The sequence below is a fragment of the Rhizobium sp. AG207R genome (genome assembly GCF_027109195.1).
In the GTDB taxonomy this organism is placed as follows: Bacteria; Pseudomonadota; Alphaproteobacteria; order Rhizobiales; family Rhizobiaceae; genus Rhizobium; species Rhizobium dioscoreae.
Map to the genome: position 1 here is coordinate 390258 of NZ_JAEPVT010000005.1, position 14753 is coordinate 405010.

Below are 14753 nucleotides of genomic sequence, written 5' to 3' on the forward strand. Positions count from 1 at the left end.
ATGGGGCGGGATGATGCTGTCTTGGCCGGCAGTTTGCAACCCACGCGAAAACGTTTGCAAAGCCGGGTTTTCCCCAGCTTTCGAAAGACAGCGCCTTACAGGCACTGGTTGATGCCCACACAAAATTGCAACGGCACAACTGAAGCTTTCCGGAATAAGGGTCGCCAGGGCTGGAGGTGACTTCCGCCGCCCTATGAATGCGCTCGAACGGACAAAATTTTGCCGTTTCCACCTATAAACGGTCCGTTAGGGATTTGTTGACCATAATTGGAGGGTATAGCGATGCCGCGGACGCGGCGCCTCTGATTTCTGTTTCTCTTAGCAAGGGCGAAAGTCGTATCCGTGCATCACGTGATCTTTTCCATTCCGGCGACGGTTTTCGCCACGACTTTCTCATTCGTCGCTTGCCGGGTGGCGCTGATCGCAATGCTGGCGCTCGGTGCTTTTGCCGGCACCGCGGCGGCCGAGGATCGGGCACTCAAGCTCTTCTTCACCCACACGGGGGAAAGAGCGACCATCGTCTTCAAACGCGGCGGCAAATATGACCCGCGGGGCCTTGCTCAAATCAATCGTTTCTTACGCGACTGGCGAAAGAACGAGCCGACCAGGATCGATCCGGAATTGCTCGATCTCGTCTGGGAGGTCTATCGCCGCAGCGGCGCCAACGAGGCCATTCACGTCGTCTCGGCCTACCGCTCTCCCTCGACCAACAGCATGCTGCGCAACCGCTCGCGCAGCTCCGGCGTTGCCAAACACAGCCAGCATACGCTCGGCAAGGCGATGGATTTTTACATTCCCGGCGTGAAGCTTGCGAGCCTGCGCGCGATTGCCATGCAGATGCAGATCGGCGGCGTGGGCTTCTATCCCAATTCGGGCTCGCCCTTCGTGCATCTCGATGTCGGCAGGGTGCGAGCCTGGCCGAGAATGTCGCGCCAGGAACTCGCGCGGCTTTTCCCGAATGGGCAGACGCTGCATGTGCCGGCAGATGGCAGACCGCTGCCGGGCTATGATGTGGCGGTCGCCCAATCCAAAAAGCGGCCGTCTCAAATGAGCAGCAGGATCGCAGCCGTCGTGGATGACGATGACGACGCCGGGTCATCGATAGCGTCGCGCAATGACACGCCCGACCGCAGCCTTCTCACCAGCATGCTGCCGACGCCCAGGAGCCGGGCCCTGACTGGACTGGAGCTTCAGCTCAGCAAGCGAGTGACCGAAGAAAACAAGAGCCAGCCCTTTGCCGATCTTGCGGCCTATGCCGTTCCGCTGCCGGCTTGGCGGCCGACCAGCAGCATCGTCGTTGTCCCGACGGCCGCACCGGGGAGACCCGCCCCTCCCGCTGTGTTCGCCAGCCTGATCGTGGGACGCAGCGACGCCGGAAAGCTCGTAGTTTCGGACAATGCGAAGAATACAGCCGATAGCGCCATGGCAAAGATGCAGCCAATGGAGCGGCTGCCAAGCTCTGCCGTGCAGGACGTATCCGGCGGCGTCGGAGCCATGTCGACCGGAGCCATCGTCGCCTGGGCCTTGCAACCGCCGGGCATGGCAGTCGACATGACGCTCCCGAGCCTCGTCAGCGCGCCCATTCCGATGCATGACGACATGGCGGAGGCCCAGGCCGGAGCGTACGATGGCGACGACTTCGATGTCGAACGTTTCGGTTTCGAAGGCTGAAGCATTCCCCGAGGCGCGATTTGCCAGGAGTCAGCTCGGCTGTTCCGGTGATCCCGCCGCCGCATGTACTGGCAGGGAGAGCTGGGTAAGGCCGCCAAGCGTGAAGCGAAAGAGCCGGTCTGCTAGCTCCTCATCCGTGGTCGCTTCCCGTCCAAGCGCCGGAATGATCTCGGACACGCGCTTTTCGGCTACCAGCAGCATGAAGCATGGCGCCATCGTCGAAAGCGCCGCCTGAGCAACGAGCGGATGGTCCGGCGCCACGCCGATGATCTGGGCGATGACGCCGAACAGCAGGCCTTTCTTGGGCTCGATTTCCTCGCGCCGCAGCTTGTCGATGTGCGGCGTCGGCGCGATCAGTTCGCGGACAATCACCTTGGCCGGCCATGAGTGCTCATTGCCGGTTCGCACCACTTTGACCAGCAACGCGATAAATCGGCGCAGCTTCTCCTTCGGCTCGATGTCCGCGCCCACCGTGCGGGCAAGCACATCGTAACTCATCAGGCGATGATGCGCCTCGGCAAGAACGTCTTCGTACAAGGCCTCGATGCCGCCGAAATGATAGTTGACCGCCGCCGCATTCGTTCCCGCACGCAAGGCGATTTCCTTTGCAGTCGCGCGATCGAAGCCGAATTCGGCGAAGACGGCGCCGCCCGCCTCAAGCAGGCTTATCCGCGTGGCAGCCCCGTCCTGCCGATCTCGAGATCGCGCCGTTCGTCTTATGCCTCTGGCCATTGCTTTCGCTTTCTATTAATTCAAATATTAATTTGAAATTTGAATTTGACAAGTGTTATAATCGTCCCGCGGATCGATCTCTGTCACCGTTCGTTTCATCAAAGCTGGCATCTCTTTGGAGTTCAAATACAGTATGCAGCGCGTCATCATCATCTTGCTCCTGTTGATCGCCGCCGCGGGCGGAGCCTGGTGGTATTTCCATCGGGACAACGGCTCGAACGAGCTTGTTCTTTATGGAAATATCGACTTCCGGCAACTTGCCCTCGCCTTCAACGGCAGCGAACGCGTCGCCGAAGTCCTTGTCGAAGAGGGCGCGCAAGTCAAGAAAGGCCAGGTCGTCGCCAGGCTGGATACGAGCCGTCTTCAGCCCCAGGTCGCCCAGGCCGAGGCGCAGGCAGCAAGCCAGCGGGCCAATCTTGAGCGCCTCAAGAACGGTAATCGTCCGGAAGAGATTGCGCAGTCCCGCGCCAATCTCGAATCCGCCAAGGCGGAGGCGGTCAATGCCCGCGCCCAGTTCGAGCGCCAGAACACGCTTGCTCCCAAGGCCGCCGTCAGCCAACAGGCTTTGGATGAGGCGCGCTCTGCCGCCGCCGTTGCCGACGCCAAGGTCGTCGCCAATCAGAAGGCGCTCGATCTGCTTGTCGTCGGTTCCCGAGTCGAGGACATTCAGGAGGCGGAAGCGCAGCTTCATGCATCGGAAGCCAATGTCGCGCTTCTGCACCAGCAGCTTGCCGATGCCGAACTGAAAGCGCCGGTCGACGCCATCGTGCAGTCCAGACTGATCGAGCCCGGCGAGATGGCCTCACCCACGCGAGCGGCATTCTCGCTTGCGACGATCAGCCCGAAATGGGTGCGCGCCTATGTCTCGGAAACACAGCTTGGAATGCTTCGTCCCGGTATGAAGGCTAACGTCAGCGTGGATTCGCTGCCCGGACGGGCGATCCCCGGGTGGATCGGCTTCATCTCCTCGGTTGCGGAGTTCACGCCGAAATCGGTGCAGACGGAAGAGCTGCGCACAAGTCTCGTCTATGAAGTCAGGGTCTTCGTGGACGATCCCGATAACGCGCTGCGGCTGGGCATGCCGGCAACCGTCCGGCCGCTTCCCGGCGAGCAGGCGAATGTCGCAACCGCACAGCAGCAATAGAGTGGGAATGCCATGAGCGCCGGCGATCTCTCGGTCACAGCAAGGAATGTCCGCAAGACCTTTCGCCGCGACACCGGCGAGATGGTGGAGGCGCTTGCCGATGTCTCGCTGGAGGTCCGCAAGGGAGCGCTGACCGCCCTCGTCGGCCCGGACGGTGCCGGCAAGACGACATTGCTGCGCCTGGCATGCGGCCTCATCGCGCCGAATGAAGGCAGTTTGCAGGTGATCGGCGTCGATATTGCTAGGGAACCGCAGCGCGTTCAGGACCGGATCGGCTATATGCCGCAGAAGTTCGGTCTCTACGAGGATCTGAGCGTTCAGGAGAACCTCGATCTTTACGCCGATCTGCATGGCATGACGCAATCCCAGCGTGACGAGACCTATCCGCGCCTCTTCGAAATGACGCAGCTCGGTCGCTTCAAGGAGCGGCCGGCGGGAAAATTATCCGGCGGCATGAAGCAGAAGCTCGGCCTTGCCTGCACGCTGGTGCGGGCGCCGGAACTGCTGCTTCTCGACGAACCCACGGTCGGCGTCGATCCGCTGTCGCGACGCGAGCTGTGGGAGATCGTCTTCAAGCTCGTCAAGGAGGACGGGCTTTCGGTGATCGTGGCAACCTCCTATCTCGATGAGGCCGAACGCTGCGAACATGCCGTGCTGATGCATGCGGGCAAAATCCTCGATCAGGGGCCGCCGGCGGAGATTACGGCAAAGGCCGATGGCTGTTGCTTCATGGTACAAGGTCCGGAGGACATGCCGGCTAGATCGCTGCAGGCGCGCTTGTTCGCGCTGCCCGGCATTGTGGATGCCGTGCCGGAAGCCGGCCGCGTCCGGATCGTGCGCAAGCCGGAGCAGACGCGCGAGCCGCTGCGGCTGAATGAGACTGAGCTCGATACCGAGAGCGTCGCGCCCCGGTTCGAAGACGCCTTCATGATGCTGTTTTCCGCCGTCGTCGGCGACGCCGAGCGCCAGACGCACACCGGCCAGCCGTCCGACCGTCGCAACGGCGATGAAACGGTCGTGCAGGTGCGCGACCTCCTCCGCAAATTCGGGGACTTCACGGCCGTCGACCATGTGAGCTTCAGCGTCCGCAAAGGTGAGGTCTACGGCCTCCTCGGTCCGAATGGCGCAGGAAAGAGCACGACGTTCCGGATGCTCTGCGGCTTGCTTCCGGCCACTGGCGGCACCTTGATGGTCGCCGGCTCCAATCTGCTGACGGCAGGTGCGAAGGCACGAGAAAAGCTGGGTTATGTCGCGCAGAAATTCTCGCTCTACGGCCAGCTCAGCGTCGACGAAAATCTGGAATTCTTCGCGAGCGCCTATGGCTTACGTGGCCGGCGCAGAAAGGACAGGATCGTCGCCCTGAAGAGCCAGTTCGAACTCGACCAGTTCTCAAAGCTGCCGAGCGGACAGTTGCCAGGCGGATTCAAGCAACGACTGGCGTTGGCCGCGGCGCTGCTGCACGAGCCGGACATCCTGTTCCTCGATGAGGCCACAAGCGGCGCCGATCCGCTGGCACGCCGGCAATTCTGGGGACGGATCACTGCCCTCTCCGAACAGGGCGTCACCATCATCGTGACGACCCATTTCATGGAAGAGGCCGAATATTGCGACCGGATCATCATTCTCGATGCCGGCAAAAACCTGGCTGAGGGAACACCGGTCGAAATCCGGGCTCATGCGGGAGCGCACGGCGAGGCGGCAGCGACGATGGAGGAGGCCTTTATTGCGATCGTCGAGAAGGAGCGCCATAGGAAAATGGAGCAGGCGGCATGAACCAGTCCAAAGACAGCTCCGGCCAAGGATTGCGCGCAACCTTGCGCCGCATTCGCGCCCTCATCCGCAAGGAAACCTGGCAGCTCCTGCGCGATCCGAGCAGCATTGCGATCGGTATCGTCATGCCCGTGGCCCTGCTGATCTTGTTCGGATACGGCATCAATCTCGACGTCAAGAACGTTCCCGTCGCGATCGTCATGGAAGAAAATTCAGCCGAGGCGCGCAGCCTCGCTTCGGCCTTCGAGCTCTCAAGCTACTTCTCCCCGAAGCCCGTCAAGACGATGGCGGAGGCAGAAAGGATGCTCTTGTCCTCCGAAGTGCGGGCGATCCTGCGCATTCCCTCGGATTTCTCGCGGAAGGTTGCTCAAGGCGGTGGCGAAGTTCAGGCCGTCGTCAACGGCAGCGATGCCAATACGGCGCGCATCTCGCTGAGCTATGCCGAAGCGGCCGTTGGCGTCTGGGCCGCCAAGGAAACCTCGCGCAAAGGGACGGCCGGCGGCAGCGGCGTCACGATCGAATCCCGCCTGTGGTTCAACGAGGCCAATGACAGCAGCTATTTCCTCGTCCCTGGTCTCGTCGTCCTCGTTATGACGCTGATCGGCGCGCTGCTGACCGCCCTCGTCATGGCGCGGGAATGGGAGCGCGGCACCTTTGAAGCGCTGTTCGTAACGCCGGTGCGCTCGACGGAGATCCTGCTCGGCAAGACCGTCCCCTATTTTCTTCTGGGGCTTGCGGGCCTTGCGCTCTGCGTCGTCGGCAGCCGGCTTCTCTTTGGCGTGCCGCTTCGCGGATCCTTGCTGGTCCTGACCGTCGTATCCATGCTCTATCTTCTCGTCGCGCTGGGACTCGGCCTTGCCATATCCTCAATCACGAAGAGCCAGTTCATTGCCAGCCAGGTCACAGTTCTCGTGACCTTCCTGCCAGCCATGATGCTTTCCGGTTTCATGTTCGATCCGAGGAGCATGCCTTGGGCCGTGCAGATCATCACCTACATCTTCCCCGGCCGATATTTCGTTACCCTGCTGCAAACCCTGTTTCTCGCCGGCAATATCTGGAGCGTCATCCTGCCCAATGCCGCAGTGCTTGCCGGCATGGCGACAGCACTTTTGGCCCTTGCCGTGCGCATGACCCGCAAGAGGATCGCATAGCCATGTTGATCGCATCGCTTCTGCGCATCCTGACCCTGATCCGCAAGGAACTTCTCGTTATCCTGAAGGACCCGAGAAGCCGGGCAAGCCTTGTCGTGCCGCCGATCCTGCAATGCCTGATCTTCGGTTACGCCGCCACCTACGATCTCAATCATGTTCCCTATGCGCTCGTCGACCAGGACAGGACGACGACATCGAGAAACCTCGTAGCAAAGCTCGAGGGATCGGGCATTTTCGAAAGGGTGGCGACACTGACGCAGACCGGACAGGCCATCCGCTTGCTCGATACCAAGCAAGCCGTACTCATCATCGTCATCGAGCGCGATTTCGAACGACAATTGGAAGCCGGCACCACGGGCACGGTGCAGGTCGTCGCGGATGGCAGGAATTCCAACACCAGCGGCATTGCGCAAGGCTATGCCAACACGATCGTCAGCGACTTCACCTCCGACTGGCTGGCGCAAAAGGGGAGTTCCAACAGCAGCATGAGGGTCACGACGCGGGCATGGTATAACCCGCAACTGGAAACGCGATGGAGCATGGTCCCCTCGCTCATCGGGACCATCACCATGCTGATGACGATGATGCTGACGGCCATGTCCGTTGCGCGCGAACGCGAGGAAGGCACTTTCGATCAGTTGCTTGTGGCACCGTTCACGCCGACCGAAATCATGATCGGCAAGGCCGTTCCCTCGATGATCGTCGGCATTACCCAGGCATCGACGATCCTGCTGGTGGCCTTGTTCTGGTTTCGTATCCCGTTTGCCGGTTCGTTCCTGACGCTTTATCTCGGGCTCAGCCTCTTCCTTGCCGCGGCCATCGGCTTCGGGCTATTCCTATCGTCGATTGCCGCCAACATGCAGCAGGCGATGATCCTCTGCTTCGTCTTCCTGATGCCGTTCATGCTGCTCTCCGGTCTGATGTCGCCGACCGACAACATGCCGGAAGTCCTGCAATATGCGACGATGATCAATCCGCTGAAATACGCGATCAGCATCACGCGCGGCGTCTATCTCGAAGGTGCCGGCATCGACGCGCTGTTTCCGGATATGCTGGCACTCGTCGCCATCGCCGCCGCGACGATGCCGGTTGCCGCCTGGATGTTCCGCCACCGCTTGAACTGAACCACATCGCGTTTTTCCCGCGATCGCTCCGAGGGGATCGAGGGCGGCGAACTCATGCATTGTCTGCCGGGATGCTTCCTACCGCAGATCCTCGCGCATGCGAGTTGCCGGGAAGTGCGGGAAAGCATGCCGTGCTCATCGCCGAAGAATGACAGCCGGCCTATGCGGCCTCTGCCAGTTCAACCCGATTTCTTCCACTCGCCTTCGCTCGATAGAGTGCCTTATCGGCAGCCTCGAGCACATGCTTGAAATCCGTCGTCGGCTCAAGGGAGCAAGCAATACCGATGCTAACGGTGACATGGACGGCTTCCTGCTCAAACATCAGGCTTGTGCCCTCGATGTCCTTGCGAATTTTCTCCGCGACGGCAGCCGCAGCCCTCATATCCGTGTTCGGCAGCAACACGACGATCTCCTCGCCGCCATAGCGGGCCGCAATATCGGTCTTGCGCACGGTTTGCCTGATAACATCGGCCAGCCGAGCCAGAACGGTGTCGCCGAAGGAATGGCCCCAGCTGTCGTTGATCTTCTTGAAATGATCGATATCGAGCATGATAATCGAGAAAGGGATGCGCCGCGTACCCGCTTCTTTGCTGCATCGATCGCCTTCGCGCTGCAGCACGCGGCGGTTGGGCAGCCTTGTGAGTGGGTCGAGGCTCGCTTCATTCTCCAGCGCACGCTGTATGCCGATGCGATATTGCTCCCGCTGCAGCAGGTCTGACAGCAGCATGACGCCGAGGATATTGACGATCGTCACCGGAAGTGTCGCCGAGAGGAGCAGGGCGTGCGCAACCGCCCACGGCAAAAGGAAGACAACCACAATGGATGAGCAGGTCGCCAGACCGAACAGGGCCGATCGCCTCCATCCCGTGCCAGTCCATTGTCGCGGCAGCAGACTGAGCGCATAGCCCACGGCCGCAACAATCACGATGCCGGCAACGCCGACCACGGCGCCCATGCCGCCCACCATGAACCGAAACAGGGCCATCATCACCGCAGCGACAATGGTTCCTAGAAGGCCACCATAGATCGGCGTAAGAACAAGGAGGATCGACCGGCCATCCTGGATCACACCTGGCATCCATTGGATGGGATCGCCCATGGACAGGATGCCGACCAGCCCGAACAGCAGCCCGACGGCCACGGATTTCAAAGCGCCGCGCTCGACGATACGGATGACCCAGGAATAGGCATAGACAATGATCGCCACCTGGCCGAGGACACGTATTAGCGAGATCAAATGTGTTTCGATTTCCATGGCTATTCCCAGTCTTCGCTACGCGCCGCAATGGATGAGCTGTGGCGGCATGGTCGAAGTCCTTACGAGATACCATGCGATCTCTAAAAATAGTTTATATGCTTCTCATCGATCGGCAGTGCGGCAGGATCACGGCACGAATTGACGCATTGCGCTTGTGATAGGCCTGCCCTATGACTGGGACCTTATCCGCGAATGCGGTGGTGGGGACAAGCATGCGGAAGACAATTTCGCGTATAGGACAGTGGAGCACGCGCATTCTTTGCGCCGTTGCGCTGTTGCTCGTCGGCTTCGCCCATCAATCGATCGTCGCAACCGCGGACGAAATATCCCCGATCGAGCTTGCGCAATACAGGCTTCCAGACGGATCACTGCCCGTCCTCTGCATCACCTATAAGGATGCCGACGGCAAGGTACATGGGAAAGCCTATGCGCCTGGATGCGAGGCATGCCGGATCGCGTCCGCTGCGATGCTGCCCACACCTCCGACCGACATTTGCGAGCGCCTTGCCTCCGCGCGCGGAGAGACCGTCATCGCAAGATCGGAGGCTTTTCACCGCCAGCTTTATCCGCCGAATACAGGACCGAGAGCGCCTCCCCTCCTTGACACCGTTGGCTGAACCGGCGTTGCGGCCTCGCCGTGACGCCCGCCGTCAACGCTGCCGCATCGCGACCCTTTGGTCGTAAAATCTGAGGATTGGTGTTCCTGACTGTACTTTGCCGAGGAAGACGGGGCCGATTGGTCCGGCTGCCCAAGTGAAGCAAGCTCACCTCGAATGGCGAACCATCGCCACCCCTCCCCAGATTGATCGTGGCAGCCTGCCGATCTTCGGAGGATTTCATGTCTGCCTTTACCGCTGCAGAGCCTGCAGCCGCAGCAACCCATAATGTCTCGCTCTATCGCGCGATCTGGCGCTGGCATTTTTTCGCTGGCCTTCTCGTCATTCCCTTCATGCTCAATCTGGCGATCACCGGCTCGCTCTACCTGTTCAAGGACCAGATCGACGACACTTTCTATTCGCATCGCTACCTCGTTGCCGAGACCGGCACGATGCTGCAGCCACAGCAGATCGCCGATGCGGCACTCGCAGCCTTTCCCGGCACCCGCGCAACCTCCTATCACGAAGCGTCGGCACCGAACCGCTCGGCCTGGATAACCGTATCCAAGGGCGGCCAGTCAACCATCGTCTACGTCAACCCTTATGACGGCAGCATTCTGGGGTCGGTCGGCTCGAAGCAGGAATTCGGCTGGGTGGTCAAGCGTATCCACAGCCTCGAATATTTCGGGACATGGACCAATCGCCTCATCGAGATCGTCGCGGGCTTTGCCCTCGTTCTCGTGGTGACCGGCATCTATCTGTGGTGGCCGCGACAGCAGAGCGGCGGCGTGCTCACGGTTCGCGGCAATCCGTCCCGGCGCGTCTTCTGGCGCGACCTGCATGCCGTGACGGGGGCCCTTGCCGGCATCCTCATCTTCTTCCTGGCCTTCAGCGGCATGCCATGGTCCGGTTACTGGGGCGCCAATGTCAATGCCTGGCTGACGGCGAATAATCTCGGAACACCGGCTGCGGTGTGGGACGAGGTGCCGAAATCGACGAAGGTCACACAGGATATTGTCAGCCGCGCCGGCTGGGTGGTCGAGAATGCGCCTGTTCCGCTTTCCGATATCGCGGCGGTGCAATCGTCAAGGCCGATCGGCCTGAACAAGGCCGTCCACATCATGCACGGCCTGGGCATGGTCGCCGGTTCCGATCTTGCCATCCCAACGGATGAAACCGGCGTCTATACCGCAAGTCACTATTTCGGCGACCTCGGCAAGGAACGCACCATCCACATCGATCAATATTCCGGCAAGCCGCTCGTCGACATTTCCTATGACCAGTATCCGGCGCTCGGCAAGGCGATCGAATGGGGCATCAACGTCCATCAGGGACAGGAATGGGGCCTTTTCAACCAGCTTCTGATGCTGGCCGCCTGTCTTGCCATCGTTCTTTGCTGCGTGACGGCTGCGACCATGTGGTGGAAGCGAAGGCCATCGGGCCGTCTCGGCGTGCCGCCGATGCCGCCGCAGAAGTCCGTCTATGTCGGCCTCTGGCTCATCGCCATTGTCTTCGGGGTGGCCTTCCCGCTGACGGGAGCCGCCATCGTCGCGATGCTGCTCCTCGACCAGTTCGTGGTTCGTTTCGTGCCGCCGCTCCGGCGTTTCTTTTCCTGACGAGATCGGGCGGAGCCCAAAGGCTTCGCCTGCCCACTTCTTTTCCGGATCAAGGATATCGATCATGCTGAAACAGATTTTTGCCCTTGCCGCTTTCGGGCTGGCATTCCTGTCTTCCTCCCTCGTCTTTGCCGAGGATGTCAAAATCGGCAACCTCACCATTTCCGCGCCCTATGCTCGCGCCATGGTGCCGGGAGCTCCCGTCGGTGGCGGTTATATGACCATCACGAATACGGGCGGCACCGACGACCGGCTGGTGGCTGCGAGTTCACCGCGCGCCGCGACAGTCCAGATTCACGAGATGAAGATGGACAACGACGTCATGATCATGCGCGAGCTTGCCGGCGGCCTGCCGATACCGGCGGGCCAGACCGTCGAACTCAAACCCGGCGGCTATCACGTCATGTTCATGAAGGTTGCCGAGCCCTTCCTTCAGGGCCAGACGGTGAGGGCAACGCTCAAATTCGAAAAGGCCGGCTCGGTCGACGTCGATTTCCCTGTGGGATCGATAGTGGCGAACAAGGAGACGGCCCATGTCAAATAGACGACGTTTCGTTGCAACCGCCGTCGCCCTTACGCTTGCCGCCGGTGCGGGTGTGATCGGCTACGCGACGTTCCTCATGGTTCCTGAGGTGCAGGCCACGGGCAGTCACAGCACAGCCTTCACGCTCACGGACGATCGCGGTGAGCCCATCACCGAAAAGGCCCTGTCGGGCCATCCCTCGCTCGTCTATTTCGGCTATACGCATTGCCCCGACGTCTGCCCGACAACGCTCTACGACATGGCGGGCTGGTTCAAGACGCTCGGACCGCAGGCCGATGGGCTGAAAGCCTATTTCTTCACCGTCGACCCGGAGCGCGACACGCCGGAGATCATGCATAGCTACACGGGCAATTTTACCGACCGCATCACCGGGATCACGGGTGATCCCACCGAAATGCAGAAGGCCATCAAGGGCTGGCGCATCTATGCCAAGAAAGTGCCGAGCCCGGACGGTGGATACACCATGGATCATACCGCCTCCGTGCTGCTCGTCGATGCCGGCGGCAATCTCAGGGGCACCATCGCCTATCAGGAAAACAACGATGTCGCGCTGCAGAAGATCCGAAATCTGCTGCGGCAGGATTAATTCCGTGGCGCGTAAGCACCATCGGGAAAATCGAAATTCCGTCCGGCTCTGCCCGTAGCGGATATCGGCGATCGAGCGATCGCCATCACACGATCCGCAGACCTTCCGCGGATCATCAACAGGATGAGGAAACCAAATGCCCCCGATCAAGAAATTGCTCTTCGCTGCCGGCGTCATCAGCATCGCCTTTGCCAGCCAGGCCATGGCACACGCCCATCTGAAGTCGGCCGTTCCGGCAGCCGACGGCACAGTCAAAACCGCACCATCCGAACTCGACCTAACCTTCTCGGAAGGCCTCAATCTGAAATTCAGCGGCGTCAAGGTCACCGGCCCCAACAAGGCGAGCGTAAAGACCGGAGAAGGCATGCTGATGAACAGCGGCACCACGCTGATGGTGCCCGTGACCGACAAACTGCCAGCCGGCAAGTACACGGTCGAATGGCATGCGCTCTCCACGGACGGCCACAAGACCAACGGGAGCTACAGTTTCACCATTGCGCCTTGACCGGCCCGAAGGCTGCCCGCAATTGCGCGGACACCCTTCGCCCTTCCATTTCCGGCTCAAGCCGAGCCGGAAATGCAGCCCTGCAGGAAGATCGCCGCGCATTCGGTCGCGCGGGTTCTTATTTCCTCGTCGTCAGGAGCCTGGCGCTGGCCCAGCATGACAGCCCGCTGCGGCTCCATGGTCATCATACCCCTGAGGAAGCCGGCCGCGAGGGGGATATTGGCAATTCTAATCGCTCCCTTATCGTGCTGGCTGCGCAGCCAGACCTCGAAAACCACGCTCGATGCCTTGATCGCCCGCTCGTAAAAGGAGGCCGCGATTTCGGGAAAGCGATCGGCCTCGGCTACGGCCAGACGATTGATCGCGATGGTTTCCGGGTCCAGTGCCAGACGGCCGTAGGCAATCAGGATCTGTTCCAGCCCATGATGCAGATCCGTGTGCCTGAGCAAGCCCTGATCCACTTCGACGTTGAAGCGCGCGATGCGATCCGTAATCACGGCATTGAAGATCTCGCCCTTGCTTTCAAACAGCCGATAGACTGTTTTGGTCGATACTCCCGCATCCTGCGCGATGTCGTTGACGCATGCAGCGGCATAGCCTGCCTCCAGAAAACGCTTGCGCGCGGACGAAAGCACGATCGCCTTGGTGTCGTCATCACAGCGGATCTGCGGCCGTCCTCGTGGTCGTTTCGTGGCTTTTTGATTTAGGACCATATATATTTTCCAAAATCCGGTTGACTTGGATTTTATAGTGCTTATTTTGGAAAATATCAAGTTTCTAAAATGAACTTGGCCGCTACCCCTGCCCGGCAGCGACCGCTGTCAGGAGCAAGTACATGGCTAACAATCTGCATATCGTAACGTCCGAAGGCGCTTCCAGCGAGGCGCAGGGGACTGTTAAGGCGAAAGCCAAGGAAGGGATAACAGCCGAGCCCCGACCGGAGGCACCGCAGGGCCAGGTGGGCGGCAATGCTGCAGCAAGGCGCAGCAAGACACCGCGCCGGCTGATGTATGGCGTGGGCGCGATCGCCATTATCGCCGCCGTGGGCTATTACGGGCACGACTATTGGCAGAACGGCCGTTTCGAGGTGTCGACCGACGACGCCTATGTCCAGGCCGACAACAGCTCGATCGCCCCGAAGATCTCAGGCTATCTGGCGGAAGTGCTGGTCAAGGACAATGAGACAGTAAAGGCCGGCCAGCCGCTCGCCCGCATCGACGACCGTGACTTCCGGGCCGCACTCGACCAGGCAAGGGCCGATGTCGCCGCGGCTTTGGCGACCATAGAGGCCGAGCAGGCTTCATTGGATATTCAGCAGTCGACGATCGCCGCGGCCCGCGCAACGCTGGATGTGGACAAGGCCAACGAAACCTTCGCAGAGCAGAACAACAAGCGCTACGCCAGCCTCGCCTCCAACGGCTATGCGGCCGTGCAGACCGCGCAGCAGGCCGCATCGCAGATCGCCGCGGCGCAGGCCTCCATCGTCCGGGATACCGCAACGCTGGAAGGCGCCGTCAAACAGGTCGCACTTCTGAAAGCCCAGATCGCACAGGCAACCGCCGCCCTGCAGAAAAGCCAGGCCGTCCAGCATCAGGCCGAGCTGAACCTTTCCTATACGACCATCATGGCTCCCGTCGACGGCACCGTCGGCAACCGTACGCTGCGCATCGGCCAATATGTCCAGGCGGGAACGCAGCTGATGTCGCTCGTGCCCACCGACCAGGCCTATGTCGTCGCCAATTACAAGGAGACGCAGCTGACGAACGTGCATGCCGGCCAACCCGTCGATATCGAAGTCGACATGTTCCCCGGCAAGGTCTTCCATGGTCATGTCGACAGCCTTGCGCCGGCGAGCGGACAGGAATTCGCCCTACTGCCGCCGGACAATGCGACCGGCAACTTCACCAAGGTCGTCCAGCGCATTCCAGTCAGGATCGCGCTTGACCCGCAGACCATGAATAGCGGTGAACTTCGCCCGGGAATGTCCGTCGAGCCGAGCATAAACACCAAAGCAGACGCCGCACAGCGGAACTGACGGCGGGAGTCCCCACAATGT

Annotated in this window: 14 protein-coding genes; 11 read left to right on the plus strand and 3 right to left on the minus strand. The window is 60.7% G+C overall.

The genetic code is table 11. From position 1 onward, the window contains the following. The first annotated feature begins 342 nt into the window (after positions 1-342). Positions 343-1671 (plus strand): DUF882 domain-containing protein, encoded by a 1329-nt coding sequence (locus JJQ51_RS14335; protein ID WP_269244838.1) that lies wholly within the window; start codon positions 343-345, stop codon positions 1669-1671. Positions 1672-1701: 30 nt separating this feature from the next. Here JJQ51_RS14335 and JJQ51_RS14340 read toward each other — a convergent pair whose 3' ends face one another. Continuing rightward, positions 1702-2403: a TetR/AcrR family transcriptional regulator gene (locus JJQ51_RS14340; RefSeq protein WP_113350753.1), complete on the minus strand. Its 702-nt coding sequence runs from the start codon at positions 2401-2403 to the stop codon at positions 1702-1704. A 133-nt stretch (positions 2404-2536) separates the two neighbouring features. On the opposite strand from JJQ51_RS14340, the gene JJQ51_RS14345 reads away from it, so the two are divergent. Genes JJQ51_RS14345 through JJQ51_RS14360 form a run of 4 tightly spaced genes read left to right on the plus strand, consistent with a single transcriptional unit; the run spans position 2537 to position 7592 of the window. Beyond that, a complete protein-coding gene (locus JJQ51_RS14345) occupies positions 2537-3547 on the plus strand; it encodes an efflux RND transporter periplasmic adaptor subunit (protein ID WP_113350752.1) in 1011 nt (336 codons plus the stop codon). Between the two features lie 12 nt (positions 3548-3559). Continuing rightward, on the plus strand, positions 3560-5320 hold the full coding sequence (locus tag JJQ51_RS14350; RefSeq protein WP_113350751.1) for an ATP-binding cassette domain-containing protein: 1761 nt from the start codon (positions 3560-3562) through the stop codon (positions 5318-5320). Continuing rightward, positions 5317-6468 (plus strand): ABC transporter permease, encoded by a 1152-nt coding sequence (locus tag JJQ51_RS14355; protein ID WP_113350750.1) that lies wholly within the window; start codon positions 5317-5319, stop codon positions 6466-6468. Before JJQ51_RS14350 ends, JJQ51_RS14355 begins: the two co-directional genes overlap by 4 nt. A 2-nt stretch (positions 6469-6470) precedes the next feature. Then, entirely contained in the window at positions 6471-7592 is a 1122-nt protein-coding gene (locus tag JJQ51_RS14360; RefSeq protein WP_113350749.1) for an ABC transporter permease, read from the plus strand. A 160-nt stretch (positions 7593-7752) separates the two neighbouring features. Here the strand turns inward: JJQ51_RS14360 and JJQ51_RS14365 are convergent, their stop codons facing one another. After that, entirely contained in the window at positions 7753-8847 is a 1095-nt protein-coding gene (locus JJQ51_RS14365; protein WP_113329465.1) for a GGDEF domain-containing protein, read from the minus strand. 215 nt (positions 8848-9062) lie between these two features. On the opposite strand from JJQ51_RS14365, the gene JJQ51_RS14370 reads away from it, so the two are divergent. The 5 genes from JJQ51_RS14370 to copC all read left to right on the plus strand — a co-directional run bounded on the left by JJQ51_RS14370 (position 9063) and on the right by copC (position 12697). Further along, a complete protein-coding gene (locus tag JJQ51_RS14370) occupies positions 9063-9467 on the plus strand; it encodes a hypothetical protein (RefSeq protein ID WP_173004571.1) in 405 nt (134 codons plus the stop codon). 221 nt (positions 9468-9688) lie between these two features. Next, the gene (locus JJQ51_RS14375; RefSeq protein WP_145634832.1) at positions 9689-11062 is read left to right on the plus strand and encodes a PepSY-associated TM helix domain-containing protein; all 1374 of its coding nucleotides are present in this window, start codon (positions 9689-9691) and stop codon (positions 11060-11062) included. A 64-nt stretch (positions 11063-11126) separates the two neighbouring features. Further along, positions 11127-11606 (plus strand): copper chaperone PCu(A)C, encoded by a 480-nt coding sequence (locus JJQ51_RS14380; RefSeq protein ID WP_145634835.1) that lies wholly within the window; start codon positions 11127-11129, stop codon positions 11604-11606. Next, positions 11596-12192 carry an SCO family protein gene (locus JJQ51_RS14385; RefSeq protein WP_145634839.1) on the plus strand — a complete coding sequence of 199 codons (597 nt, stop codon included), beginning with the start codon at positions 11596-11598 and terminating at the stop codon, positions 12190-12192. Before JJQ51_RS14380 ends, JJQ51_RS14385 begins: the two co-directional genes overlap by 11 nt. Before the next feature lie 136 nt (positions 12193-12328). Next, on the plus strand, positions 12329-12697 hold the full coding sequence (gene copC, locus JJQ51_RS14390; protein ID WP_145634842.1) for a copper homeostasis periplasmic binding protein CopC: 369 nt from the start codon (positions 12329-12331) through the stop codon (positions 12695-12697). A 56-nt stretch (positions 12698-12753) separates the two neighbouring features. Here copC and JJQ51_RS14395 read toward each other — a convergent pair whose 3' ends face one another. Then, positions 12754-13410, minus strand: a complete 657-nt coding sequence (locus JJQ51_RS14395) for a TetR/AcrR family transcriptional regulator (protein WP_145634845.1) — start codon at positions 13408-13410, stop codon at positions 12754-12756. Between the two features lie 122 nt (positions 13411-13532). Here JJQ51_RS14395 and JJQ51_RS14400 point away from each other — a divergent pair, with 122 nt between their 5' ends. Continuing rightward, positions 13533-14732: an HlyD family secretion protein gene (locus JJQ51_RS14400; RefSeq protein ID WP_145634848.1), complete on the plus strand. Its 1200-nt coding sequence runs from the start codon at positions 13533-13535 to the stop codon at positions 14730-14732. Positions 14733-14753 lie beyond the last annotated feature (21 nt).

Coding starts and splice junctions, on each gene's coding strand:
- JJQ51_RS14350 (WP_113350751.1), top strand. CDS start 3,560: ATGAGCGCCGGCGATCTCTCGGTCACAGCAAGGAATGTCCGCAAGACC.
- JJQ51_RS14365 (WP_113329465.1), bottom strand. CDS start 8,847: ATGGAAATCGAAACACATTTGATCTCGCTAATACGTGTCCTCGGCCAG.
- JJQ51_RS14340 (WP_113350753.1), bottom strand. CDS start 2,403: ATGGCCAGAGGCATAAGACGAACGGCGCGATCTCGAGATCGGCAGGAC.
- JJQ51_RS14360 (WP_113350749.1), top strand. CDS start 6,471: ATGTTGATCGCATCGCTTCTGCGCATCCTGACCCTGATCCGCAAGGAA.
- JJQ51_RS14355 (WP_113350750.1), top strand. CDS start 5,317: ATGAACCAGTCCAAAGACAGCTCCGGCCAAGGATTGCGCGCAACCTTG.
- JJQ51_RS14385 (WP_145634839.1), top strand. CDS start 11,596: ATGTCAAATAGACGACGTTTCGTTGCAACCGCCGTCGCCCTTACGCTT.
- JJQ51_RS14345 (WP_113350752.1), top strand. CDS start 2,537: ATGCAGCGCGTCATCATCATCTTGCTCCTGTTGATCGCCGCCGCGGGC.
- JJQ51_RS14375 (WP_145634832.1), top strand. CDS start 9,689: ATGTCTGCCTTTACCGCTGCAGAGCCTGCAGCCGCAGCAACCCATAAT.
- JJQ51_RS14395 (WP_145634845.1), bottom strand. CDS start 13,410: ATGGTCCTAAATCAAAAAGCCACGAAACGACCACGAGGACGGCCGCAG.
- copC (WP_145634842.1), top strand. CDS start 12,329: ATGCCCCCGATCAAGAAATTGCTCTTCGCTGCCGGCGTCATCAGCATC.
- JJQ51_RS14400 (WP_145634848.1), top strand. CDS start 13,533: ATGGCTAACAATCTGCATATCGTAACGTCCGAAGGCGCTTCCAGCGAG.
- JJQ51_RS14370 (WP_173004571.1), top strand. CDS start 9,063: ATGCGGAAGACAATTTCGCGTATAGGACAGTGGAGCACGCGCATTCTT.
- JJQ51_RS14380 (WP_145634835.1), top strand. CDS start 11,127: ATGCTGAAACAGATTTTTGCCCTTGCCGCTTTCGGGCTGGCATTCCTG.